This is a genomic window from Mycolicibacterium baixiangningiae (assembly GCF_016313185.1).
GTDB lineage: Bacteria > Actinomycetota > Actinomycetes > Mycobacteriales > Mycobacteriaceae > Mycobacterium > Mycobacterium baixiangningiae.
Map to the genome: position 1 here is coordinate 919,424 of NZ_CP066218.1, position 24,032 is coordinate 943,455.

Consider the following 24,032-nt stretch of genomic DNA (forward strand, 5'->3'; position numbering starts at 1 on the left):
CTGCCGGCGAACCGTCCCTGATCAATCAGCGAGCTTGCGTTCCATTCTCGACAACTTTCGCGAAACTTTCGGCGGCAGTCGCCAACGCCTCAGGGCAGAGGCGCCGGCGTTACGGTGTCCGGCACACTCAGCGGAAGGTGTGATCGTCGACGACTTCGGCGATTCGGCGCAGCGCGTGGGCGAGGACCTCGGTGTCGACCGAACCCAGGGCCAGTCGTAGAGCGTGGGGGCTGTCTTTGGTCGTCGCGTACGGTTCGGCGGTCGCAACAGAGATCTTCTCGCGCAGCAGTGCGTCGGCGACGCGGTCGGCGCGCACGTCGTCGGGCAGTGGGAGCCACAGGAAGTAGGACGACGGGTGTCCGACGATGTCCCGTTCGCCGAGAATCTGCCGGGCCGTCGCGTTACGGCGTTGCGCGTCCAACCGTTTGGCGGCTTCGAGGCGGGTGACCGTGCCGTCCTCGAGCCACGACGTCGCGATCGCCGTGACGACCGCAGGCGTGTTCCACGTCGTCGCGCGAATCGCGCGTTCCAGCGGCTCGACGAAATGAGCTGGTGCGCCGAGGAATCCGAACCGGAGTCCCGTGGCGACGCTCTTGGACAACCCCGACACGTACACGGTCGACTCCGGCAGCATCGCGGCCAGGGGCGGTGGTGCGTCCTCGGCGAGGAACGCGTAGGCGGCATCCTCGATCACCAACACGTCGTGCCTGCGGGCGATGCCGGCCAGACGCCGCCGCGAATCCTCGGGGGTGATCCACCCGAGGGGGTTGTGCATGGTGGGCATCGTGTAGATCGCCCGCACCGGCCGGGTCGTGCACAGCCGCTCGAATGCGTCGAGGTCGGGGCCGTCGTCCGCCGCCGGTAGTGGAGCCAGCTCCAGGTGGTGTGCGTGGGCGAGCACCGTGAACCCCGGGTAGCTCAGCGCGTCGACGGCCACCACGTCGCCGGGCTGCAGGAGGGCCAGTACGGCGACGGACAGCCCGTGCTGGGCCCCGTTGACGATCAGCACCTGCTGCGGGTCGACTGTCACGCCGCGGGTCTGCAGATGCCGTGCCACAACAGCGCGTTCCTTGGGGCGTCCGGCGTGCGGTTGGTAGCGCAGCAGCGCGGCGAGGTCGCCGGTGGCCGCCAGGTCGCGCAGAGCGTCGCGCAGCAGGTCGGCCTGTTCGGACAGCGACGGAATGCTGAAGGTCAGGTCGATCACGTCTGCGGCCACGGTCTGCTGGTCGATGCCGTGCGTCAGTGGGAGCGCGGTCTCGCGGACGAACGTGCCGCGGCCTGTCTCGCCGCTGACCAATCCCATCGCGGCCAGTTCCGCATACACCCGCGACGCGGTCACGACCGCCAATCCTTCCCGGGCGGCCAGTTCGCGATGCGTGGGTAACCGGCTGCCGGCGGTCAGCCGGCCGGTACGGATGTCGGCGGCGAGGGTGTCCACCACCGCGCGGTATCGGGAACGAGGCACGCCGCATTGTATGCATGACAATTCTTTGATTGTCCTGTGTAACCGCTCGTATCGTCGGCGGTATGCACATCGCCATCCTCACCTTCGAGGGCTTCAACGAACTGGATTCGCTCATCGCCCTGGGCGTGCTCAACCGCGTGCGGGACGAGGATTGGCGGGTGTCGATCGCCAGCCCGTCCGCCCGGGTGTGCTCCATGAACGGCGTCGTGATCGAGTCCCACGTCTCCCTCGAAGAAGCCGGGCGCGCAGACGCCGTGATCGTGGGGAGCGGTATCCGAACCCGCGAAGTGGTCGCCGACCCCGACCTCATGGCGCGCCTGACGCTGGACCCGGGGCGCCAACTCCTGGGCGCGCAATGCTCGGGCACGCTCGTGCTGGCCAGGCTCGGACTCCTCGACGGCGTGCCCGCCTGCACCGACCTGACGACCAAGCCCTGGGTCCAGGCCGCCGGGGTCGAGGTCCTCAACCAGCCACTCTTCGCCAAAGGCAATGTCGCCACCGCCGGTGGTTGCCTCTCATCGGCGTACCTCGCCGGCTGGATGATCGCTCGACTGCGTGGCCTGCACGCCGCTCGCGACGCGCTGCACTACGTCGCCCCCGTCGGAGAGAAACAGGCCTACCTGGCCAACGCGATGAACAACATCACCCCCTACCTGACAGACAGCCGGATCAACGCGTGAAGGTTGCACCGGCCCGATCGGAATAGCCGCGACTGCTTCGCGGGTGCACCCAGCCACTATTTTGTAGATATGAACGTTGGCCGCGGCGAGACCGAGTGGAACGCGCTGCACGGACAACTCGACGAGCTGGTGGCAGCGCACCACCAACTCGAAGAACTGGTGCGGGTCATCGTCGAGATCAGTTCCGATCTGGACCTCGATGTGACGTTGCACCGAATCGTCAGTGCCGCCATGGAACTCACCGGCGCTCGGTGCGGAGCGCTGGGGATTCGCGGGTCCGACGGCGAGCTGGTCTCGGTCCTGAACAACGGACTCGATGACGACACGGCGTGGCGGCTCGGCACTCTGCCGGTGGGCGACGGTCTCCGCATCGACGACTTGAGTGCTTCGAGATATACCCGCGAGCAGGTCGGCGACGACTCACCGATACGGGCACTCCTGGCAGTACCCATCACGGTACGGGGAGCTGATTTCGGGAATCTCTACCTCGCCGATGACCGGCCCGGCCGGCTGTTCTCCGATTTCCAGGAGGGTGCCGTTCGGGCGTTGGCGACGGCGGCGGCTGCGGCGATAGACAATGCGCGACTCTTCGAGCGAGAGCGTGAAGCGGCGAAATGGACGAAGGCCAGCCGCGAGATCACGACGGCGATGCTGTCCGGCGACCCACAGACCGGGCCGTTGCAGCTCATCGTGAACCGGACTCTGGAATTGGCCGATGCCGAGCAGGCGATCCTGCTGGTTCCGAAGGAGCCTGATCGGCCCGGAAGTGACGTCGACACCCTTGTCGTGGCCGCGACGGCGGGCCGGTACGCCTCCGAGGTGATCGGTCGCCAGGTTCCCATGGACGGCTCGACCACAGGTGGGGTCGCGCGCCGGGGACTACCGCTGATCACCGACTCTTTTCAGTACCCGATCGAGGGCTTCACCGACGTCGGCGAGCGCTCGGCGATCGTCATGCCACTGACCGCCGACGATGCCGTACTCGGTGTGATCGCCGTTGCCCGCCGGCCCCACCAGCCGCCCTTCGACAACGACTACCTCGAGCTGGTCAGTGATTTCGCCCGGCACGCGGCGATCGCGCTGGCGCTGGCGGCTGGTCGCGAGCACGCGCTCAATCAGGAACTGTCGCAGGCGGACACCGTCGGTGACGCCGTCAACGCCGCAGCCGAGGAGTTGCGCCGGCTGTGGCGGGCGCGCCGGGTACTCGCCGTCACCTTCCCGACCCACGTACCCGCCACCCAGACCGCACCCCAGCTGGTGTCGGTCGGCGAGTCCGCGCAGTGGGTCGACCTACCACCCGAGACACAACGAATGCTGACGTCGTTGCGCGACGGCGACCTGCTGACCCCCAACACGACGCGGCCCGGTACGGCGGGGATCGCGATGCAGCATCCCGACGGCGTGCTCGTCGTGTGGATCGATCTGGTCGAGGAGCGGTCGTTCACCCTCGAGGACCAAACCTTGTTGACCGTGCTGGCGGGCCGGCTCGGCCAGGGTCTGCAACGGGTGCACCAGGTCGACCAACAGCGCGAGACCGCGCTGGCGCTACAACACGCGATTCTCGGCCCCGCCGATCTACCGCCGGGCTTCGCGGTGCGGTATCAGGCCGCCAGCCGACCCCTACAGGTGGGCGGTGACTGGTACGACGTCGTCGGTCTGGACGATGGGCGCATCGCGTTGATCGTCGGCGACTGCGTCGGCCACGGCCTCGCCGCGGCGACCGTGATGGGTCAGGTGCGCAGCGCCTGCCGTGCACTTCTGTTCGGCAACGCGAGCCCCGGCGCAGCCCTCGAGGGAATGGACCGCTTCGCTGCCAGACTGCCCGGCGCCCAGTGCACCACCGCGGTCTGCGCCGTGCTCAACCCCGACACGGGTGAACTGGTCTACTCCAGCGCCGGGCACCCGCCGCCCATCCTGGTCCTCGCCGACGGCACCACCCAGATGCTCGAGGAGGGCCACACCATCGCGTTGGGAATGCGCGCCCGGTGGCCCCGTCCCGAAGCCCGGCTGACCATGCCGGCGGGGGCGACCCTGCTGTTCTACACCGACGGTCTGGTCGAACGCCGCCGAATGGCCTTGGAGTCCGGCATCTCTCGCGCCGCCGACCTCGTTCGGGACCTCCGCGCCTCAGCGCTGGACGAGTTGGCGGACCAGATCATGACCGGGCTCGCACCGAGCGGCGGATATCAGGACGACGTCGCCCTTCTGCTGTACCGCCATCCCGCGCCGCTGGAGCTGGATTTTCCGGCCGACGCCAGCCACCTCGCTCCCACCCGCGCCGCCCTGCGCAGCTGGTTGACCCGCGCCCGCGTGGACCCGAACCTGGCCATGGACGTGCTCGTCGCCGCCGGAGAGGCCGTCGCCAACGCCATCGAACACGGTCACCGCCATAGTCCGGGCGGGATGATCAGCCTGCGCGCGATCGCCCTGGTCGACCAGTTGCGGTTGACCATCGTCGATACCGGCACGTGGAAGCCCCAGCAACAGGTTCCCAGCCTCCATCGGGGCCGGGGTATCGCCCTGATGAAGGGGCTCATGCACGACGTCACCATCGATCACGGCGCCGCCGGGACCACAGTTCACCTATCCGCGAGGATCACCTGATGACCATGTCGCTCACTTTCGAAACCGTGCGGTGCGATGACGGAGAGCGCATCTTGTCGGCAGCGGGGGAGATCGACATGAGCAACATCGACGCGCTCAAACAAGCCCTCGCCACGGCCACCACGGAGGCGGGTGGCGGAAGCGGAACACTGACTGTCGATTTCAGCGCGGTGGAGTACCTGGACAGCGCTGCCATCAACGTGCTGTTCGCCCGCGCGGACCACATCGAGAAACTCATCGCTCACCCGCTGCTGATGTCGACCCTCAGAATCAGCGGCCTGGCCGAACTGGTGACCGTCGAACGCGGGCACTGACCACTCAGCGTGTCGGCGTGATCGACTCCAGCACAACGACGTTGCGCGGTGCGGCATACATGTCCTCCGTGCGGGAGAGGTACTCCCGATAGAAGGGCAGCGCAAGGTACTCGTTGAGATACTCGAGGCCGTTTCGCCAACGCTCGGTGAGCACGAAAGTCCCTGGAGCCTCGACGCTTTCTCCGACCTCCAGAAGCAGGCAGCCTTCGAGCGCCCTGGCCTGCGGGACTACCTTCTGCAGCTCCTCCAGGTACGCCGAGCGAGATTCGGTGCGGATGGTCAGTGTATTGCTCATGTAGAGCTCATCGTCGGTGACTCGAGGCATCTTCTCGGGCACAGGGCAATCCCCTCACAGCGGTCAGTGGTTCTGTTCGTCAACACGGCATTCGATGAGTTGTGTCAACGCAGCAACCTGCCCCCGATATTCCGCGGCTCAGTGTGGTTGTGCGCCTGCCCTCAGTCGCCGACGCCCGCAGCGGCGGTGGCAGCGACGGCGACCGGCGGTGTGCGGGGGACGGAATAGCGACTCGCCATGACGATGCCGACCCCGGAGAGGACGACGAACACCACGATGGTGGCCCATTCGACGTACCACGGCGAGCCGGTGTCGCGCGGCCACGCCACGTTGACGAGTTCGAAGCTGCACCACAGGAATGCGGCGACCGCCAGCGGGGTCGAGGCGCGGCCCAATCGGTATCCGCCGGGGTGGGCCTGCCACCGTCCCCGGATCACCTGGTACATCCGGCCGTACAGCGCCAGCCACATGGCCTGGAAGAAGCCGAACGTCACGAAGCTCACCAGCATCGTGTAAATGGTGTCGGCGAGGGAGAGCACGACGATCACCGCCGCGACGATGCCGACCAACACCATCGCCGGAATCGGCAGCGCGCGTGCGGTCTTCAGCTGGCTGAGGTGCTTGGAGGCGGGCAGCCTGCCCTCGCGGGCGTAGGACCATGCGACGCGGGCGGCGCCGGCGACGATGCCCACCGCTCCGGCGAAGAAGCTCGTCAGCACCAGCCCGTAGAACACCGTGGGTGCCCACGCGCCGAGGTTGATCGCCAACGCGTACGCGGCCGGATCCTCGCCGCTGGCGAGCAGGGCGTCGTAGTCGGGGATGGCCAGCACGATCGCGATGTAGGAGAGCAGGACCAGCGCGCCGACGGACAGCAGCGCCCCGAGCATCGCCATCGGCAGCGCCTTCCTCGGGTGGCGGACTTCTTCCGCCAGGTCCGTGGCGCTTTCGAAGGCGAGGAACGCCCAGCCCGCGATGGCCATGACCGACAGGAGCGCCGTGCCCCCCGCGACGGTGCCCGCGCTCGACGGTAATGCCTCGAAGAGCGCCGAGAACGGTTGGTGGCGGTGGAAGATCAACAGCACCGCGCTGATTCCGATACTCGCGATCAACTCCATGCCGACGCTGACCACCACGACGATCTTGAGCAGGGTGGGACCGATGACGTTCAGGAGCACGGCCGCCCCGATGAAGGCCAGCGCGAACACCAGCTGCCCGGCCGTGCTCATCGTCACGCCAAGCACGATGTCGGCGAACCCCATGCAGGCCACCGCGAGTGAGGCCAGCGCGATGATCAGCGTCCACATGTAGAGGAAGCCGGAGACCCAGCCCGCCTTCACGCCGATCGCGCGGACCACCCACTGGTAGATGCCGCCCTGCACGGGCCATTTGGCGGCCATCTCGGCCAGTGAGAGACAGATCAGGATCTGCCCGACCAGGACGACGCCGACGCCGAGGGCGGCCCGCGGCCCGTCCGTCGCGACCAGCATGTGCAGGATGGCGAACAGCGCGATCACCGGCGAGACGATGATGAACGCCAGACCGAGTGCGGTGCCGGTCGAGTACTGACGGTTGACGGTGGCGTGCTCGCCGTGCTCGGCGGCACCCGGTGGGATCGTCGTGGTCATGTCATGCCTTTCGAGGGGTTAGAAGGCGCGGAGATTTTCGCGGAGAGTGCTGTGTTCGTATGACTCCCGCACGACCCCGAGGTCGCGCAGCGCCGGCACCAGCGCTTCGGTGATGTCGGTGACGTATCGACGGCTCAGGTGCTGGATCGGGGTGGTCAGCAGGAACCCGTCTCCGCCGACAGCGTCCATGGCCTCGGCCATTTGCCCGGCGACGCCTGCGGGTGTGCCGACGAGCGGCAGGCAGCTGGCGAATCCCGTTGCAGTAGTGGCCAGCTGGCGCAGCGTTTTCCCGCTGCCCGCCTGGGCGAACTTGGTCAGCGAACCCTGTTCACCGTTGGTGGTCAGTGGCGGTAGAGGTTCGTCGAGGGGGAAGGTGGAGAAGTCGATGTCGGTGACTGTCGAGATCATTCCGAGTTGGCCGGTGATGAAGGCGTCGGTGTTGACCATCTTGTGGCGCTTGGCTTCCGCGTCTTCGGCGGTGTCGCCCAACACGGGCGTGACCAGGAACAGGACCTTGATGTCGTCGGGATTGCGGCCGGCGGCCTGCGCCCGCGCACGGACATCGTTGCGGTACTCGATCATTCCGTCGATGCCCTCGGCGATGGCGACGATCGAGTCGGCCGTCTCGGCCGCGAACTGCCTGCCGCGCGGGGATCCACCCGCCTGCAGGTAGACGGGGCGCCCTTGCGGGGACTGCGGGACGTTGAGGGGACCACGGGATTTGTAGAACTTGCCGACGTAGTTGACCTCGTGGACCTTGGTGTGGTCGACGAACGTTCCCGTCTCACGGTCCATGACGACGGCGTCGTCGTCCCAGGAGGCAAGCAGTTTCGTGACGACGTCGACGTATTCGTCGGCCATGTCGTAGCGCATCTGCCGCGGTGGGAGCGCATCGAGTCCGACGTTGTGGGCGGCCTGTTCTTCGCCGGAGGTCACGATGTTCCACCCGAAGCGGCCGTCGGAGAGATGGTCGAGGCTGGCGATCATCCGGGCGAGGGTGAACGGCGGGTAGGACAGGATCGAGGCCGTGGCGATGACGCCGAGTCTGGTGGTCGCTTTGGCGACGGCGGCGGCCAGCACGGTGGCGTCGAGCTTGGGCACCTGCAGGGCGTGTTTCAGCGCGGCCTCGGTGGAGCCGCCGTATGCGTTGGACACCATCAGGGTGTCTTCGATCATCAGGTAGTCGAAGCACGCGCCCTCGAGCATGCGGGCCATCTCGATGTGGAAGTCGGCGTTCGTCCACGACGTGTTCACCCGGTCGAACGGATCGAGCCACTGCGGGGGCGCGTAGTTCATGAACCAACCGAGATGCATCTTCTTCGACACAACGACTCCAGGACCGTGGGGGTGGAGCGGGCGGCGTCGACCACTCGGGGTGCGTCGTGAGAGTTGACCGACTGGCCATTTCGACAGGGTGGCCGCATTCGAACGTCGGTATTGCGCCAGTGGCGGACGCCAAACCCTCAGGTCAGGCGGTCATGAATGGGCCATTGCGCCGCGCAGATACGACAAAAGCTTGTCTACCTGCCGCCCCGTCGGCAGGTAGACAAGCAATTGTGACGTCGCATCCCCCGGGCGACGCACCTGGACCAAGATCGCTCCTGCGTCCTTGTCAAGTGAACCAAGCGGCGGAACCGTCAGGAATCGGGGTTTTCCCTACGTTGCTCATATGAGTGCAGGATTCGTGTCCCGACCCTGCTGCTCAACCGCTGGGGCGCCAGGCCGGCTTGTTCACATGTGCGCGACACGAGCGCGGGTTCGCATCCGTCGAAGACTCCGTAGAGGACCTCGTCCGACGGCACGGCCAGGGTGAGGACCAGATGAATGTCGGTACCCTCGGCGCGCATCTGAGCGGCGACCGATTCGATTCGGGCGACGAAGGCGTCGATCAGCTCTTCGGAGAGGTCTGGCAGGTACCACTCGGCCAGACAACCCGACGGCTGAGCGTCGACAGTGAGCATATTCACACGCTAGGGCCTATCGGCTCGCGACGAATTGGGGGTTTCCCTACTCTTGCCGCCTCAGTTCTATGCGGTACCTGCGTCCCAGATCGCTACGCGCGGCCGGGCGGATCGACGCCGTCACTCGTCGAGCTTGCGGGCCAGGGCGACGCGTCCGCGCACGCCGAGCTTGCGGTACACCCGCCCGAGATTGGCCTCGACCGTCTTGATGCTGATGAACAGCGCGGCGGCGATGTCGCGGTTGCTCATTCCCGACGCGGCCAGTTCGGCGACCCGCCGCTCCGACGGGGTGAGGCCCTGATCCCGGGTGGGGCGCACGTTGACCCTGGCGAGCTCTTCGCGGGCCCGCTGCGCCAACAGCGTGGCCCCGATGCTCTCGAACGTCTCGAGCGCCTCACCCAGTGTCGCGGCGGCCGTTTCCTTCTGGCGTTGCCTGCGCTGCAACTGCCCGAGCAGCAGTGCGGTGCGTGCCCGTTCGAAGGGCATCGGTAGCCGCTCGTGGTGGTCCATCGCCTCGGTGACCACGGCGACCGCACCGTCGACGTCACCGCCAGCAGCCAGTTCCATTGCGCGGCAACGTCCTGCGACCGCCGACAACCACGGACGGTCGAGGCGCCGGCCGTCGGTCTCGAACCGTTCGATCAGGGGTCGAGCCTCGGCGGTTCGTCCCACCGCCACCAGCGCCTCCACTGCGTCGGGGACGAAGAAGGAGTTGAAGATCTCGTTGCCCGGCGCCGCCAGGTAGTCGACGAGCAGCGGCTCGAGGGTGGTGAGGGCCTGGGGGTAGTTGCCCAGCGACACCTCGAGGACGATCAGCACCCCGAGCGGCCACCACGACATCCGCATGGCCCCGCTGCGGCGCGCCATATCCAGCGCCGCTTCGGCATCCGCGCGGGCGGCGCGCACCCGGCCCGCGTAGGCGCTGACGATTCCGCGCACGCCCAGCGCCACCAGGCGGGAGTTCTCGCCGCCGACCTGTTCGGCGCGTTCGACGGCATCGTCGGCGTAGGTGGCCGCCTCGTCGAGCCGTCCGCGCCACACTTCGAGCAGGGTGCCGCTCACGGCGAGTGTGAGCAGGTCACGGTCGGCGCCGCGGTCCAGGCTGTAGCTCCGCAGGTCCTGCAGCGCGGCGTCCGCCTCGTCGAGGCGTCCGGTCCACGAGTCGAGCAGGCCGGCCACCGCGCGGGCCCGGAACGGCAGCGGCACTTCGTCGTTCGGGTCTTCGTAGTCGAGGGCCCGGTGCAGCTGCTGCTGGTCGACGCCGAATCCGAAGATGAATCGGATGAACACCCACACGGTCAGGGCATGCCCGATCAGCTGGTGCTGGCCGGCCTCCTCGGCGATCGCCACCGCGCGGTCGACATTGCGCAGGGCGGATTCGTGATCACCGCAGTTCGTCTGCGCCATGCTCAGCGAGAGCAGGCAGTGCACCTGGAGCGTGGGGTCGGAGTCACAGTCGGCGAGTGCCTCGTCGAGCAGCTCCATTCCATGCTGGAAGTCGTTGTGGTCCATCACGATTCCCGCAAGCTCCATCGAGGCGATCGCGCGTAGCGGGCCGTGTGGCATCCGGGGCAGCGTGGTGGAGAGCAGTTCCTCGGCGCGCACGCTGTCGCCCGCGGTGAAGTAGTGCGCCGCGGCCTGCAACCGGCGTAGGTCGGTGTCGCCTCCGAGTCGCATCGCGAATTCGAGGAGCTCGGCCGCCGCTGCGGGGGCGCCGCGGCTGCGGGCGGCGTCGGCGGCCGCGTCGAGGGCGGCGAGCGTGTCGTCGTCGTGGCTGGTCGCGGCGAGCGCGAGGTGACGGGCCTTCTGCTCGGGTTGGTGGATGACGCCGGCCAGCCGCCGGTGCATGTGGCGGCGCCGGGCGGGCCCCGCCTCGGAGTACACCCCTCGCGCGATCAGAGGATGGGCGAATCGCACTGTGAGGCCGTCGATCTCCACCAGGCCCTGCTTTTCGGCGGCTTCCAGCAGCTCGAGCACTTCCTCGGGAGATTTCTCGGTGGCACTGGCCAGGAGGTCGACGGTGGGCGCGGCGACGCATGCGGCGGCAAGCAGAACGTCGCGCACCACCTCGTCGATGCCGTGGATGCGCCGGCGCACGACGTCGGCCAGTGACGCGGGCAGCGCTGGTTCACCCGCCGCGGTCTGCTCGGACATGGCGCGGGCCAGTTCGAGCGCGTAGAGCGGGTTGCCGCCGGAAGTCTCGGCGATCCTGATCAGCGTGGGCCGCGGAAACGAGCGGCCCAGCCGCTCCGAGAGCATTGCGTGCAGGCCGCCCAGTGACAGCGGCGCGACGCGATGGTGGCGCAGCCGGTCGGGTTGGGTGAGCTGCAGCCAGTCGGTGCGGACGTTGCCGGGCTCTTCGGTGCGCTTGGTGAGCAGTAACCCGACGGGCCCGCTCAGCCGTCGTGCGACGAAGCCGATGACCTCGCGGCTGCACACGTCGAGCCATTGCACGTCGTCGACGGCCAGCACGACCGGCCGCTCCCGGCACAGGATCTCGACGGTGTTGAGTACGGCCGCCGCGGCCACCCGGTGGTCGGTGTCGGGACCGTCGGCGTCACCGCGCAGCAGCAGCCTGTCCAGGGCCAGGCGCTGCACTTCGGGGAGACTCTCGGTGACGGCGGGGTCGATGTCGTCGAGGAGGTCCGCGACCACCGCGTACGCCAGCGAGGTCTCGGCTTGACCGGCGCGGGCTGACAGCACCCGATATCCGCGCTGATGCGCTTCTTCGACGGCGGTGAGCCACAGCCGGGTCTTCCCGATGCCGGCCTCACCCTCGAGCAGCAGTCCAGCAGGTCCCTGGGCGACGGCAGCGAGGAACTCGGCGACGGCCGGCGATCCGGCCGGCGTGCTCCGCAGCCCGTCCACTACGCAATGATCGCAAACAGCAAAGCGACGTGGAAACCGACCCCCGGTATGTTTTGCCGCGGTGCTAGTGCTCAGGGCCGGTTTCGCCCAACCGTTTCTTGCATCTGCAACAGGAAGCCCTGCAAACTATCGTCGCCGTCAGTTCCGGACGGACGCGACGCCGCCGAATTCAGTTGGCCGCGCGCAGTTCGGGGGACAGGGCGGCGTTGATGCGACGGCAGTTCTCCGCCATCGCGGCGGTTTGGGCCCGGCTCAACGGGTCGAGGTAATGGGTGCGGACGGCTTGGCCGTAGACGGTCATCGCGTTGCCGAGCAGCGAGCGCCCCTCGTCGGTGATGGTCGCCAGGACGTAGCGGCCGTCCCGATCGCTGGACGCACGGTGGGCCAGGTTGCGCGCCTCGAGCCGGTCGACACGGCGGCTGACGCGGCTCGGAGTGGACACCAGCGTCTGCGCGAGCGCACCCATGCGGACCGAACCGGTGGCCGATTTCGCGAGCTCGTGCAGCAGTCGGACGTCTTCGAGGGTCAGCCGGCAGGCGTCGTTGAGTTCGTGGTTCAATGTGGCCTGCAGCCGCAAGGCGGCGTCCAGATAGTTCTGCCAGGACTTCAGCTCGCCGATGTCGAGACCCGGCATGTCGCTCGGGGTACGCCCCGTCGCTGTCACTTGTAAAGTTCCCCTACTGCCGGCGCGACGGTGTCCCCCGTCCGCGCGGTGGTCGATGCTGGTTTGTCGATCCGCGACCTGCTGTAACACTTTTCACCCCTTCGTCGCACTTGCGGATGACTGGCCGCTCCCCACGGCAGTTCGTTGCCACAATTGTCGAACACAGGTATGCACCGAGGAATCGGGGGTTTCCCTACCCTTCACCAAATTTGCCATAAGCGCACTTCTGTGGAAGTTTGACGGGTACGCAGATTGACTGGCGACAATTTCGGCAAACGTGCGGTAATTTCTCCTCGACACACCGATTGGCCGCTGCCGAGGAGTACAACGGTGGACGCGACACCATTCGGGCACTACCAGCTCCAGAAGCTGATCGGCCGGGGCGGAATGGGCGAGGTCTACCAGGCCTACGACACCCAGACCGACCGGATCGTGGCACTCAAGGTGCTGCCACCGCACATGGCGCAGGACTCGACGTTCCAGCGGAGATTTCGGCGCGAATCACAGGCAGCCGCCGGCGTCCAGGACCCTCACGTGGTGCCGATCCACAGTTACGGCGAGATCGACGGTCGCCTCTATATCGACATGCGCCTGATCGAGGGGCGCAACCTCGGCACGATCCTGCAGGAGGCGGATAAGCCGCTGCTGCCGTCCTTCGCCGTCAAGGTCGTCGAACAGGTGGCCACGGCGCTGCACGCCGCGCACGCGGCGGCCCTGATCCATCGGGACGTCAAGCCGTCGAACATCCTGATCAGCGAGCGCGACTTCGTGTACCTGATCGACTTCGGGCTGGCCCGCAGCGCCGGTGAGCCGGGCATGACGACGGCGGGCAGCACGCTGGGCACGCTGGCCTACATGGCGCCGGAGCGCTTCAACGGCGGCAAGATCGACCCGCGTTCTGACATCTACGCGCTGACCTGCGTGCTTTACGAGTGCCTCACGGGAGCGCGGCCGTATCCGGCGGACAGCCTCGAGCAGCAGATCGCCGGGCACATCGTGGCGCCGGTGCCCAAGCCGTCGGCGACCGATCCCCGACTGGCCTCCTTCGACGAGGTGATCGAGAAGGGAATGGCGAAGAAGCCCGAGAAGCGCTACCAGTCGGCAGCGGAGCTGGCCGCGGCCGCGAGGCGGGCGTTGACGTCGCCGGTGCGCTGGTCGAGCCGGGCGGGCAAGCACTCGGCGCGGTCGGCGCGGATTCCGGTGCGCCGCAGACTGACCAGGCGGGCGGCCGCGGCGGCCGCCGCCGGGCTGGTGTTGGTGCTGATCTCGGGTGCGGTGACCTGGCAGTGGAGCGGTTGGCCCGAACGCACCCGCACCCCGCGGCAGGTGGTGGTCTCCGAGGACACCGCGACGCCAGTGCCGGTACCGACCCCGGGTGCGGTGCCGTCCATCGCGGCGACGGTGCCCGCGGACGTCCGCGAGTCGGGCCGGCTGGTCATCGGGGTCAATGTGCCCTACGCGCCGAACGAATTCCGCGACGCCTTCGGGGAGATCGTCGGGTTCGACGTCGACCTGATGAAGGCCGTGACCCGCACGCTGGGCCTGGTGCCGGAGTTCCGCGAGACGGCGTTCGAGAGTGTGCTTCCGTCGGTGCAGTCGGGGGCGTTCACGGTGGGCATGTCGTCCATCACCGACACCGTCGAGCGCGAGAAGACCGTCGACTTCGTCACCTACCTGGAAGCGGGCACCCTCTGGGCGCAGCGGGCCGGGGCGACGGTCGACCCCTCGAACGCCTGCGGCCTACGAGTCGGTGTGGCCTACAGCGTGATTCAGGAGACCGAGGAGCTGCCCGCCAAGAGCGAGGCCTGTGTCGCAGCCGGGCGGGAGCCCGTCGAGAAGGTGGTGTTCACCGAACAGGACGACGTCACGGCGGCACTGCTCGCAGGCAAGGTCGAGGCCATGTCGGCCGACTCGCCGGTCACCGGGTTCGCCATCAAGACCTCCGGTGGCGCTCTGGAACCGGCCGGTGAGGTGTTCGACTCGGCGCCCTACGGATGGCCGGTGGCCAAGGGTTCGGAGCTGGCGGAGTCGCTGCGTCTGGCGCTCGAACACCTGATGGCCACCGGTGAGTACCGCACGATCGCCACCATGTGGGGTGTGGAGAAGGGCATGATCGACCACCCGGCAATCAACGGGGCGGTGCGCTGACCCCGAAACAGGGGGGCGAAAACAACACTGCCGCAGCGTATTCTCTTGTAGAGCACTCAACGTCGTCACGCGAGTAGTGAAGGAATTCGCAGTCATGGCCAAGTTGAGAACCGGTAGCGGGTTCGCCGACGTGGTGGTGACCGCGCTGGCGTCGACCACCGCATTGGCGCCCGACGCCGAGGACACCTGGCAGCAGTTGCTGGCCGGACACAGCGGTATCCGCCCACTCGATTCGTGGTTCGTCGACGAACTCGGCTCACCGGTGCGTATCGGCGGTCAGCTGCGGGAGAATTTCGACGAACACCTCAACCGCGTCGAGCTGCGCCGGCTGTCGTACATGCAGAAGATGTCGACGGTGCTGGGCCGGCGGCTGTGGGAGGCCGCGGGATCGCCGGACATCGACTCCCGCCGCCTGATGGTGTCGATCGGGCTCGCGCTCGGCTCGACCGAGGAGATCCCCGCGCAGTACGACAACTGGCGGAACAAGGGGATGCGCGCCGTGTCTCCGCTGGCGGTACAGATGTACATGCCCAATGCGCCGGCGGCGGCGGTGGGGCTCGACCGGCAGGCCAAGGGCGGCATCGTCTCCCCGCTGATGGGCGACGCATCGGGTGCGGCCGCCATCGCGCAGGCGTGGCGGCAGATCGTCCTCGGCGAGGTGGAGATGGCGATCTGCGGCGGGGTGGAGACCAGGATCGAGGCGGTCCCGGTGGGTTCGTTCACCCGCATGGGTGTGCTGTCCACCGGCAACGACGACCCGGCCGGCGCGTGCCGTCCGTTCGACAAGGACCGTGACGGCATGGTGTTCGGGGAGGGTGGCGCGCTGCTGCTCGTCGAGACCGAGGAGCACGCAAAGGCGCGCGGGGCGCCGATCCTCGGCCGGTTGATGGGCGCGGCCATGACCTCCGACGGATACGACATCGTGGAACCCGACCCGAGCGGGGTGCCGGCCGGCGACGCCATGACGCACGCGATCGACCTGGCCGGACTCCAGCCGTCCGACATCGACCACGTCAACGCCCACGCGACCGGCACCGCGTTCGGCGACGTGGCCGAGGCGCGCGCCATCAGCCATGCGCTGGGCGGCCACCGGCCCGTGGTGTACGCGCCGAAGGCGGCGCTGGGGCATTCGCTCGGCGCGGCCGGGGGGGTGGAGGCGGTGACCACGGTGCAGGCGTTGCGCGACGGGGTGGTGCCGCCGACGCTCAACCTCCGCAATCTCGACCCCGACATCGACCTCGATGTGGTGACCGGCGAGCCCCGTCGCGGTGACTACCGGTATGCCGTCAGCAACTCGTTCGGCCTCGGCGGGCACAACGTCGCGCTGGTGTTCGGCGCGTACTGAGCCCGAACCGCCCGCCATAACCCGACTTTCGCCCTAGCGTCGGGCGGTGTCATTGATCTCCACCGCCCTGCTCCCGGTCCGGGTCGCGCGCCGCGTCGCCGGTGCCGTCAGGAGTGCGATCGCGCCGGCGCCATCGCCCGCCGCGGACCTCGTCGTCATCGACGGGATGCCCGAGGGAGTGCCGCCGGCCGCGCTGCAGCGTGAGCCGCGCCTGCCCGCGCCCGCGGGCTGGCCGTTCGGGGAGGACTTCCCGCGCACGTGCGGGACGGGCCGGTTCGCCGGTGGGGCGCTGTTCTGGACCGACTTCCTCTACGACGACCACGGCGCCTCGGGGATCCCCGTCCAAGTTCCGACCGGAGGTGCGCCGGCGCGTGGCACCTACGTGTATCCCGACGGGCCCGCCGCAGGCAACGGTGCGGACATCTTCCGCGTCGCGGTCGGGCTGGACACCACCCACACGTGGTGGCGGATCGACTGGAACACGTTGGTGGACAGCTCGATTCCGATCGGTCTGTTCACGTTCGACACCGATCGCGGCACGGCGCCCACCAACGAGTGGCCGGCGAACGCCGGTGTCCGCTCCACCGGGATCGACCTGGCGCTGCTGATGTCGGGCCAGGGGGCGTGGCTGATCGACCCCACCACCGGAACACGCACCGGGGTGGAGCACCGGGTCGACATGGAGTCGCGCACGTTCCTGGCCAAGGTGCCCCGGGCGCTCGTCGAACCCGCAGGCACGTGGACGGTCCGGCTGGCGGCGGGGTTGGCCGACGACGCCGGCGACGGTTTCGCGGAGGTGCCGTTCGTCCGCGGCGCCGGGCCGGGACAGCCCAACGTCTACAACCTCGCGTTCCGCACGCGCGAGCAGGAGAAGGTCCACCTCAACTTCTGGTCGGATCACGCGCAGGCCGACGCGCTGGACGACGGGGACGTATCGCAGTTCTCGCTGGCAGTGCCGTGGGATCAGCTCGCTAAGCGCCGGGCCGACGACGAACCGGTGGTCACCGGTACGTCCACCCGCTGGTACGTGTCGTCGATCGAGCTGGGGCAGGGGGTGGCCGACGGGAACATCCTCGACACGAAGCCCCAGTTTTTGGGCCGCGTGCAGCCGTATTCGGTGTGTCTGCCCGCGACCTACGCACCGGGACGGCAGCTGCCGCTGACGCTGATGCTGCACTCGCTGGCGCTGGGACAGAACCAGTACGCCGCGTTCGATCCGAAGCTGCTGCACGAGGTGTGCGACGGCCGCAACTCGATCGTCGTGACGCCGCTGGCGCGGGGCCCGGCGTGCTGGTACTTCGACGAGGGCGAACTCGACGTGTGGGAGGTGTTCGCGCGGGCCGTCGAACAGCTCGGCGCCGACCCGAACCGCACGGTGGTCGCCGGGTACTCGATGGGCGGATACGGCACGTACAAGCTGGGGCTGAGCTATCCGGAGGTGTTCGCCCAGGCGGTGGTGCTCGCCGGTCCGCCGACGTGCGGGGTGCGGCTGGTGCGCGGGGTCGAGGCACCCGCGGATTTCGACCCGACGTCGCACTGCGCGCGGGAGGGGGACAGCTGGCCGCTGCTGGCGAACGCCCGCTGGCTGCCGTTCGTCATCGCCCACGGCGGGCTCGACCAGTTCGTCCCGTTTCCGGGGATCGTGCAGCAGGTGTTCGAGCTGGACCGGCTGGGTTACCGGTACCGGTTCGCCGCCTATCCGGTGGAGGACCACGTCGCGTTCCTGCTCAAGGACGATTTCGACGACCCGATCGCGCACATGGGAACCGGTCTGCGGCAAGCGGATCCGGGCCACATCACGTTCGCCTGGTATCCGCAGCTGGTGCGGGAGGACCTCGGGATCGGACCGCACCGGGTGTGGTGGGTGTCCGAACTGCGCGCCGCCGACGACGTGACGGCCGAGCGCGGGAAGCGCGCCAAGGTCGACGCCCGGTCCTACGCGCGCCCCGACCGCACCCGCACGATCCGGCGCCGTCGCGGAGTCATCCCCGACTTCGACCCCACGCCCGGGCTGTTCACGGAGATGACGTGGCAGCTGGGCGCCGACGTCGACCCGCTGCCACTGCTGACCCTGGACCTGAGCGGTGTCGCGGGGCTCGCGGTGGACGTCGTGCGGGCGGGGCTCGCGACGCTGTCGCGCTCGACGATCGCGGTGTCCACCGACCGCGCGGTGCGGATCCGGCTGGCGTCACTGCCGCCGGGCACGACGGTGAAGCTCGACGGCGCACCGGCGGGAGCGGTGGTCGACGTCCCCGTCGGTCGCTCTCAGCTCATGCTGACGGCTACTTGACGAGCGTGAACTGCTCCACGTAGCTGACGTTGCGGTTGAAGAAGTCCGCGCAGCCCAACAGGTACTTCATGTACCGGTCGTAGACCTCTTCGCTGGTCACGGCAATCGCCTGCTCGCGCTGCGCTTCGAGGCTCTGGGCCCAGGTGTTCAGGGTCCGGACGTAGCTGGCGGTGAGGTCGTCGCGCTCGGCGACGGAGAATCCTGCCGCCGTCGAGTACTCGATGACGTCCTCGTCGCAGGGCACCGAACCGCCGGGGAAGATCTCCTTGGCGATGAAGCGCATGAACCGCAGATCGGTCATCGTGATCGGCACACCCAGCTCCGGCCAGCGTTTGAGCGGGTGACCCATGATCGTCTGCAGCACCATGCGTCCGTCGTCCGGCATGATGCGGTGGCACAGATCGAAGAACGCCTTGTAGCGCTCCTTCGGGAACGCCTCGAACGCCTCGATGCTGACGATGCGGTCGACGGGCTGTTCGAATTCCTCCCAGCCGCGCAGCATGACCTCACGCGACCGCTGGGTGTCGAGCCCGTCGAGGATCTCCTGGCCCAGCGCGCGCTGGTTCTTGCTCAAGGTGAGGCCGATGACGTTGACGTCGTACTTCTCGATCGCGCGCTTCATCATCGCGCCCCAGCCACAGCCCACGTCGAGCAGCGTCATGCCGGGCTCGAGGCCCAGCTTGCCGAGCGCCAGGTCGATCTTGGCCAGCTGCGCCTCTTCGAGCGACATGTCCTCACGCTCGAAGAAGGCGGCGCTGTACGTCCGCGTCGGATCCTGCCAGAGCCCGAAGAATTCGTTGGAGATGTCGTAGTGGGCCTGGATGTCCTCGTACGCCACCTTCATCTTCGTCGAGCCCCCCGACCCGGTGTCCGTCATCTGCGTTGTCCTCCCGCGCTCATGTGTTGATCTTGTCGTGTCTATGACGCAGATACCTTAGCTTGACTAAGCGGGTGCTTTCTCCAGCGTGAACTGCACCACGTCGGTGTAGCCCTGACGGAAAAGGTCGGCGCAGCCGTCGAGGTACTTGAGGAACCGCTCGTAGATCTCCTCGTTCGTGACCGCGATGGCCTCGTCCTTCTTGGCTTCGAGGTTGCGCGCCCAGGTGTCGAGAGTCTTGACGTAGTGCGGCTGAAGGTGCTGCTCACGGGTGACGGTGTAGCCCGCCTTGACCGCGTGCTGCGTGACCATCGAAGCCAGCGGCAGACGGCCGCCGGGGTAGATCTCGTCCATGATGAACTTGATGAACCGCACCCGCGACATGGTCAGCGGAAGCTTCTTGGCCTTGATCTCCTCGTCCTCCGGGATGGTGATGGTGTGCAACATCTGCACGCCGTCCTCGGGGAGCCAGTCGAAGGTCTTCTTGAAGTAGTCGTCGTACTTGTTGAAGCCGAAGTGTTCGAAGGCGCCGATCGAGACGATCCGGTCGACGCGGCCGTCGAAGTCCTCCCACGGCTGCAGGCGGACCTCCATCTTGCGGTCGCTCTTCGAATTGGCGAACCAGTGGTCCTCGATGTGCTGTTTCTGGTTCTCGGAGAGCGTTAGGCCGATGACGTTGACGTCGTACTTCTCGACCGCCCGCATGATCGTGGCGCCCCAGCCGCAGCCGATGTCGAGCAGTGTCATGCCGGGCTCGAGTTTCAGCTTGCTCAGCGACAGGTCGATCTTGGCCATCTGGGCCTGTTCGAGGGTGTAGTCGTCCTTCTCGAAGTAGGCGCAGCTGTAGACCTGGTTGGGGTCCTGCCACAGCTTGAAGAATTCGTTGGAGATGTCGTAGTGGAACTGGACTTCGCCCTTGTCGGAACCACGGGTCTGCGAAGCGGACTTCGAGAGCCACGCGGACTCGGCCTTCGGGGCTGCGCTGGATGTATCTGCCATCGTCCGTCCTGGTGAAGTTGCTATTCGGTGGTGAACAAGGGGTGCCATCTGCTCGACACGGTGCCGAGACTACGCCTGCCGTCAATCGGCGAAAGCATTACGTCGTCACTATGGCTGGCGCACATGGGGATTGCCAATCCAGAGCCGCATCGGCGGCCCCGCGAGTCTTCAGGAGCTAACCGGACCTACCTGACCAGCGTAACGGTGGCTGCGGCTTCTCACCCGGTGTGACACTCGAGCAACGCGTGGGGATATGTCGGGGCGCGGTGCTGGAAGTCCAGGATCGCGGGGTTGAGCACGGTGCCGTCGCGGATCTCGATGGCCCGCGAGACGGTGGTGCTGTCCGCCCAGGCGGTCGGCCCGGCGAGGACGGTGTCCAGGTGGGGCAGCAGCGCCTCGCTGATCTCCCAGGTCGCCGAGTTCCAGAGGTAGGACGGGCTGTGGTCGACGGCGTAGTAGAGCAGTCCGTTGCCCATCTCGACGGCCGGTTCGCGGAACGTGGTGGGCCGTGACCAGCTGAAGCCCATGCCGACGTCGCAGGAGACGTCGATGATCAGGCTGCCCGGTGTGAACGCGGGCAGGTCCTCGGTGGTGAGGAAGATCAGCGGTGCCGCCGGGTTCTGCAGAACGCAGTTGACGACGATGTCGTGGCCGGCGAGGAAGTCGGCGAGCAGGATGCTGCCGTCCTCGGGCGTGTCGGCCCACATGCTGCCGTCTTCCTGCCCCATCTGCACGATCTGGGTGCCGGGAATGGGGGAGCCGACGGCGGCGACCTCACGGGTGGTGAGCACCCGCACGTCGTCGACGCCGTGGGCGTTGAGGGCGGTCACCGCACCGCGGGCGGTGGCGCCGAACCCGATGACGGCCGCGCGCAGCCGCCGGCCGTAGCTACCGGTGATGCCGGCGAGCTGCATGGCGTGCAGAACGGAGCAGTAGCCGGCGAGTTCGTTGTTCTTGTGAAAAACGTGGAGACCGAATCCGCCGTCGGCCTGCCAGTGGTTCATGGCTTCGAACGCGATCAGCGTCAATTTCCGGTCGATGGCGACCTGGGTCAGCGCCGTGTCCTGCACGCAGTGCGGCCAACCCCAGACGATCTGGCCCTCGCCCATTTCCGACAGATCCTCGGCCTGCACCTTGGGCAGCAAGATGGCACTGCACTGGTCGATCAGCTGCGCGCGCGTGCGGATACCGCCCACGAACTCGGCAAGCGCGTCGTCGGTGGCGCCGAAATCCGATCCGTATCCGGTCTCGAGGTAGATCCGGTCGCGGAGCTCAGGAGCGATTCGGCTCAGATGTGCCGGGTGAATCGGCAGTCGGCGTTCGTCCGGCTTCCGCGAGTGGGCCAGGACGCCGAGCGAAAGGTGTTCTGTCTCAGTGCTTCTTGGCATTGAAAAGAGCGTCGGCGGACGAGAGCTTGGCGGAGACCTTGTCCTGCTTGACGGCCCGCTTCTCCTTGAGGCTCTTGCCGGACTTCTTGCTCATGGTCGAACGGGGTGACTTGTCAGACATTGTCGGCCCTTTGAATTGGGGGCCTGAATGGTCCCGATCGTTTTGACCCTACCCTTGATCGGGAGTCCGTGGACCGCGACTATCGACCGCGACGCACCGCAGGGTGTACCGTGAAGGGGTTGGGAGCCCAGCCAGTCCGGACCGGGTCAGCCGTCCGCCGCTGATCTCACCGAGCAACCGCTCACGTCGACTGCGCCGATAATCAACCGCGAGTCGGGACCACCTTTGACTGTCTTATCCGCCGTTTCGTCGCAACGTGTTTCGCGTACGCCCAGTTTCGGCATCCTCAGCACCTACGCACCGACTCCGTGCGGGGTCGCGGCGTTCAGCGGGGCGCTCTGCGACGGGCTGAACGATCTCGGTGCCGAGGTCGGCGTGGTACGGGTGGCCGATGATACGGCCGCGACGGACCCGCGGGTGGTGGGCCAGGTCGGCGACGGGTCGGCGCAGGAGTGTGCGGCCCTGCTCAACCAGTACGACGTGGCTTTCGTTCAGTACCAGTACGGCATCTACGGCGGTGTGGCCGGCGAGCATGTGCTCGACATCCTCGATGGTCTGCACGTCCCGTCGATCGTGTTGGCGCACACGATCCCGAAAAACCCCTCGCCGCAAGAGCGTGCGGTGCTCGAATCGATCGTCGCCAAGGCCGACCGCGTGGTGGTGATCTCCGACGCCGCACACGCGCGGTTGCGCTCGAGCTACAACGTCGACCACGACAAGATCAGCACCATTCCGCACGGGGTCACCCTGCCGCGCGGTGCCGGGCCGAAACGCGCCGGACGCCCGACGCTGCTGACGTGGGGGCAGATCGGACCCGGTAAGGGCATCGAGCGAGTGATCGACGCGATGCCCTCGCTGAGCGATGTGCCGGGTCGGCCACAGTATCTTGTTGTGGGACAGACGGATCCAAACATTTCCCCCGAAGAGGGCGAGGCGTACCGGCAGTCGTGCATCGACCGCGCACAGCGGCTCGGTGTGGCGGACTCGGTCCGGTTCGACGACTGCTACCGAAGCCAGACGGCGTTGACGACCATGGCCCGCTCGGCGGCCGCCGTGGTGCTGCCCTACGACTCCACCGAACAAGCGGGCTCCGGCGTCCTCGCGCAGGCGGTGGCCAGCGGCAGGCCCGTCGTGGCAACCGCGTTCCCGCACGCCGTCGAATTGCTCGGCACGGGAGCCGGAATCGTCGTCGACCATGACGACCCGGCCGCGATGGCGCTCGCGCTGCGCCGGGTGCTGACCGAACCGCGCCTTGCCGGTGCGCTGGCCGGTGAGGGCCGGCGCCTGGCGCCGACCATGGCCTGGCCCGTGGTGACGGCCAGCTACCTCCGGCTGGCGCAGAAGGTGCTCGCCGGGCGGCCTGCGTTCGTCTGAGCAGCCCTTTCGCCGTTCGGAACTCCCACACGGCGCGCTGTGGTCATTACCAGGCAGCTCGGTTCGAGCGATTCAGCCTGGCGGTGAAGGACATCGATGAACGGCGCGAAGGAGTGGCACTCCTACGCGTCGGGTGACTGGGTGGACGTGGACGTGGACGGCGACGAGCGCAAGTCGCGGGGCTTCTGGCGCTGAGGCGTCAGACCGATACGGCGCCAAGGCGTTTGGCCGCGCGGTCGATCGCCTCGACATAGGGCCTGACGATAGCCGCACTGTGGTCGAGTGCGCGCTGGGTCAATTCGGGCCCGGCCAGGTCGGGACGGCCGACGCCGAAGATCGGCTGCGGTGCGTACTCGGCCTGCAATTCCATCTCTCGTGCCGCATCGTCACCGTAAAACCGTTGGGCCAGAAGCAGTGCGGCTTCGACGCTGCCGGTGAGTGGTCCAGCGGTGATGCGGTTGCGGTCGATGACGACGTTACCGTCGGCGGGTATGGCGCCGAATCGCTCCAGTAGGTACTTCTGCTGGAAGTTACTGGTGGCCCGGTATCCCTGCAGTAGGCCTGCTGCTCCGAGAAGCAGTGTGCCACCGCAGTTTCCACCGACCCAGCGGGCGCGGTTTCCGCGATCGGCGAGGAACTCCAGCGTCTCCTCGTCGTCGAAGATCTCCGGTGCGACGGCGCCGGTCCAGATGACGTCGAGGTCGGCAGGGCAGTCGGCGAACGTGGTGGTGGCCCGGGTGGGGAACGTCGGGAACCCCATGATCTCGTCGAGGTCCTTCCACACCAGGTGCACGGTGGCACCCGGTGCGGTGCCGAAGACGGTGTGCATTCCGATGATGTCGACGGGCATGTAGCCGGGGCAAACCAAGATGGCGACGGTCACCGGCGGCAAGTCGGTGTCGTGGCTGAAGGTCGTATCGGTCATGGGAGGCTCCTCGTGACGGTTTCAGTCAAACTAACAGTCCGACTGATAAACCGTCAACGGTATCGGCGGTACGGTGTCGCTGAACATCG

19 protein-coding genes are annotated in these 24,032 nt (G+C 67.5%); 7 read left to right on the forward strand and 12 right to left on the reverse strand.

Features of this window, described 5'->3' with window-relative positions:
• Positions 1-127: 127 nt before the first annotated feature.
• Positions 128-1,465 (reverse strand): aminotransferase-like domain-containing protein, encoded by a 1,338-nt coding sequence (locus I7X18_RS04450; protein ID WP_193044364.1) that lies wholly within the window; start codon positions 1,463-1,465, stop codon positions 128-130.
• A gap of 62 nt (positions 1,466-1,527) precedes the next feature.
• Here I7X18_RS04450 and I7X18_RS04455 point away from each other — a divergent pair, with 62 nt between their 5' ends.
• The 3 genes from I7X18_RS04455 (at position 1,528) to I7X18_RS04465 (ending at position 5,063) form a co-directional block, all read left to right on the forward strand.
• Positions 1,528-2,145 (forward strand): DJ-1/PfpI family protein, encoded by a 618-nt coding sequence (locus I7X18_RS04455; RefSeq protein ID WP_193044363.1) that lies wholly within the window; start codon positions 1,528-1,530, stop codon positions 2,143-2,145.
• Positions 2,146-2,214: 69 nt separating this feature from the next.
• Complete coding sequence (locus I7X18_RS04460; RefSeq protein ID WP_193044362.1) at positions 2,215-4,749, forward strand: SpoIIE family protein phosphatase; 2,535 nt, start codon at positions 2,215-2,217, stop codon at positions 4,747-4,749.
• The gene (locus tag I7X18_RS04465; RefSeq protein ID WP_193044361.1) at positions 4,749-5,063 is read left to right on the forward strand and encodes an STAS domain-containing protein; all 315 of its coding nucleotides are present in this window, start codon (positions 4,749-4,751) and stop codon (positions 5,061-5,063) included. Before I7X18_RS04460 ends, I7X18_RS04465 begins: the two co-directional genes overlap by 1 nt.
• A 4-nt stretch (positions 5,064-5,067) precedes the next feature.
• Here the strand turns inward: I7X18_RS04465 and I7X18_RS04470 are convergent, their stop codons facing one another.
• The 6 genes from I7X18_RS04470 to I7X18_RS04495 form a co-directional block, all read right to left on the reverse strand.
• Complete coding sequence (locus tag I7X18_RS04470) at positions 5,068-5,400, reverse strand: putative quinol monooxygenase (RefSeq protein WP_193044360.1); 333 nt, start codon at positions 5,398-5,400, stop codon at positions 5,068-5,070.
• 119 nt (positions 5,401-5,519) lie between these two features.
• Positions 5,520-6,983: an APC family permease gene (locus I7X18_RS04475; protein ID WP_193044359.1), complete on the reverse strand. Its 1,464-nt coding sequence runs from the start codon at positions 6,981-6,983 to the stop codon at positions 5,520-5,522.
• 18 nt (positions 6,984-7,001) lie between these two features.
• The gene (locus tag I7X18_RS04480; protein WP_198730524.1) at positions 7,002-8,309 is read right to left on the reverse strand and encodes an NtaA/DmoA family FMN-dependent monooxygenase; all 1,308 of its coding nucleotides are present in this window, start codon (positions 8,307-8,309) and stop codon (positions 7,002-7,004) included.
• Between the two features lie 311 nt (positions 8,310-8,620).
• Complete coding sequence (locus tag I7X18_RS04485) at positions 8,621-8,944, reverse strand: hypothetical protein (RefSeq protein ID WP_193044358.1); 324 nt, start codon at positions 8,942-8,944, stop codon at positions 8,621-8,623.
• A 120-nt stretch (positions 8,945-9,064) separates the two neighbouring features.
• Positions 9,065-11,812 carry a helix-turn-helix transcriptional regulator gene (locus I7X18_RS04490; protein ID WP_193044357.1) on the reverse strand — a complete coding sequence of 916 codons (2,748 nt, stop codon included), beginning with the start codon at positions 11,810-11,812 and terminating at the stop codon, positions 9,065-9,067.
• A gap of 169 nt (positions 11,813-11,981) precedes the next feature.
• Positions 11,982-12,566 carry a MarR family winged helix-turn-helix transcriptional regulator gene (locus I7X18_RS04495; protein WP_193044356.1) on the reverse strand — a complete coding sequence of 195 codons (585 nt, stop codon included), beginning with the start codon at positions 12,564-12,566 and terminating at the stop codon, positions 11,982-11,984.
• Positions 12,567-12,806: 240 nt separating this feature from the next.
• On the opposite strand from I7X18_RS04495, the gene stpK7 reads away from it, so the two are divergent.
• From stpK7 to I7X18_RS04510, 3 genes are all read left to right on the forward strand, one after another.
• A complete protein-coding gene (stpK7, locus tag I7X18_RS04500) occupies positions 12,807-14,624 on the forward strand; it encodes a serine/threonine protein kinase StpK7 (RefSeq protein ID WP_193044355.1) in 1,818 nt (605 codons plus the stop codon).
• A 94-nt stretch (positions 14,625-14,718) separates the two neighbouring features.
• Complete coding sequence (locus I7X18_RS04505; protein ID WP_193044354.1) at positions 14,719-15,969, forward strand: KasA/KasB family beta-ketoacyl-ACP synthase; 1,251 nt, start codon at positions 14,719-14,721, stop codon at positions 15,967-15,969.
• A 46-nt stretch (positions 15,970-16,015) separates the two neighbouring features.
• A complete protein-coding gene (locus tag I7X18_RS04510) occupies positions 16,016-18,259 on the forward strand; it encodes an alpha/beta hydrolase family protein (RefSeq protein WP_193044353.1) in 2,244 nt (747 codons plus the stop codon).
• On the opposite strand, the gene I7X18_RS04515 is transcribed toward I7X18_RS04510, so the two are convergent.
• The 4 genes from I7X18_RS04515 to I7X18_RS04530 all read right to left on the reverse strand — a co-directional run bounded on the left by I7X18_RS04515 (position 18,252) and on the right by I7X18_RS04530 (position 21,644).
• A complete protein-coding gene (locus I7X18_RS04515; RefSeq protein WP_193044352.1) occupies positions 18,252-19,136 on the reverse strand; it encodes a cyclopropane mycolic acid synthase family methyltransferase in 885 nt (294 codons plus the stop codon). The two genes, I7X18_RS04510 and I7X18_RS04515, sit on opposite strands and share 8 nt — an antisense overlap.
• A gap of 66 nt (positions 19,137-19,202) precedes the next feature.
• On the reverse strand, positions 19,203-20,135 hold the full coding sequence (locus tag I7X18_RS04520) for a cyclopropane mycolic acid synthase family methyltransferase (RefSeq protein WP_193044351.1): 933 nt from the start codon (positions 20,133-20,135) through the stop codon (positions 19,203-19,205).
• Positions 20,136-20,353: 218 nt separating this feature from the next.
• A complete protein-coding gene (locus I7X18_RS04525) occupies positions 20,354-21,523 on the reverse strand; it encodes a N(5)-(carboxyethyl)ornithine synthase (RefSeq protein ID WP_193044350.1) in 1,170 nt (389 codons plus the stop codon).
• Positions 21,507-21,644, reverse strand: a complete 138-nt coding sequence (locus I7X18_RS04530) for a hypothetical protein (RefSeq protein WP_197373277.1) — start codon at positions 21,642-21,644, stop codon at positions 21,507-21,509. Before I7X18_RS04530 ends, I7X18_RS04525 begins: the two co-directional genes overlap by 17 nt.
• 225 nt (positions 21,645-21,869) lie before the next feature.
• Here I7X18_RS04530 and I7X18_RS04535 point away from each other — a divergent pair, with 225 nt between their 5' ends.
• Complete coding sequence (locus I7X18_RS04535; protein WP_193044349.1) at positions 21,870-23,018, forward strand: glycosyltransferase; 1,149 nt, start codon at positions 21,870-21,872, stop codon at positions 23,016-23,018.
• A gap of 199 nt (positions 23,019-23,217) precedes the next feature.
• On the opposite strand, the gene I7X18_RS04540 is transcribed toward I7X18_RS04535, so the two are convergent.
• Entirely contained in the window at positions 23,218-23,943 is a 726-nt protein-coding gene (locus I7X18_RS04540; RefSeq protein WP_193044348.1) for a DJ-1/PfpI family protein, read from the reverse strand.
• Between the last annotated feature and the right edge of the window lie 89 nt (positions 23,944-24,032).

Bases quoted from the DNA above. Each gene is read 5' to 3' on its own strand.
- I7X18_RS04460 (WP_193044362.1), top strand. From the start codon at position 2,215: ATGAACGTTGGCCGCGGCGAGACCGAGTGGAACGCGCTGCACGGACAA.
- I7X18_RS04455 (WP_193044363.1), top strand. From the start codon at position 1,528: ATGCACATCGCCATCCTCACCTTCGAGGGCTTCAACGAACTGGATTCG.
- I7X18_RS04530 (WP_197373277.1), bottom strand. From the start codon at position 21,644: ATGTCTGACAAGTCACCCCGTTCGACCATGAGCAAGAAGTCCGGCAAG.
- I7X18_RS04485 (WP_193044358.1), bottom strand. From the start codon at position 8,944: ATGCTCACTGTCGACGCTCAGCCGTCGGGTTGTCTGGCCGAGTGGTAC.
- I7X18_RS04540 (WP_193044348.1), bottom strand. From the start codon at position 23,943: ATGACCGATACGACCTTCAGCCACGACACCGACTTGCCGCCGGTGACC.
- I7X18_RS04525 (WP_193044350.1), bottom strand. From the start codon at position 21,523: ATGCCAAGAAGCACTGAGACAGAACACCTTTCGCTCGGCGTCCTGGCC.
- I7X18_RS04515 (WP_193044352.1), bottom strand. From the start codon at position 19,136: ATGACGGACACCGGGTCGGGGGGCTCGACGAAGATGAAGGTGGCGTAC.
- I7X18_RS04475 (WP_193044359.1), bottom strand. From the start codon at position 6,983: ATGACCACGACGATCCCACCGGGTGCCGCCGAGCACGGCGAGCACGCC.
- I7X18_RS04505 (WP_193044354.1), top strand. From the start codon at position 14,719: ATGGCCAAGTTGAGAACCGGTAGCGGGTTCGCCGACGTGGTGGTGACC.
- I7X18_RS04520 (WP_193044351.1), bottom strand. From the start codon at position 20,135: ATGGCAGATACATCCAGCGCAGCCCCGAAGGCCGAGTCCGCGTGGCTC.
- I7X18_RS04465 (WP_193044361.1), top strand. From the start codon at position 4,749: ATGACCATGTCGCTCACTTTCGAAACCGTGCGGTGCGATGACGGAGAG.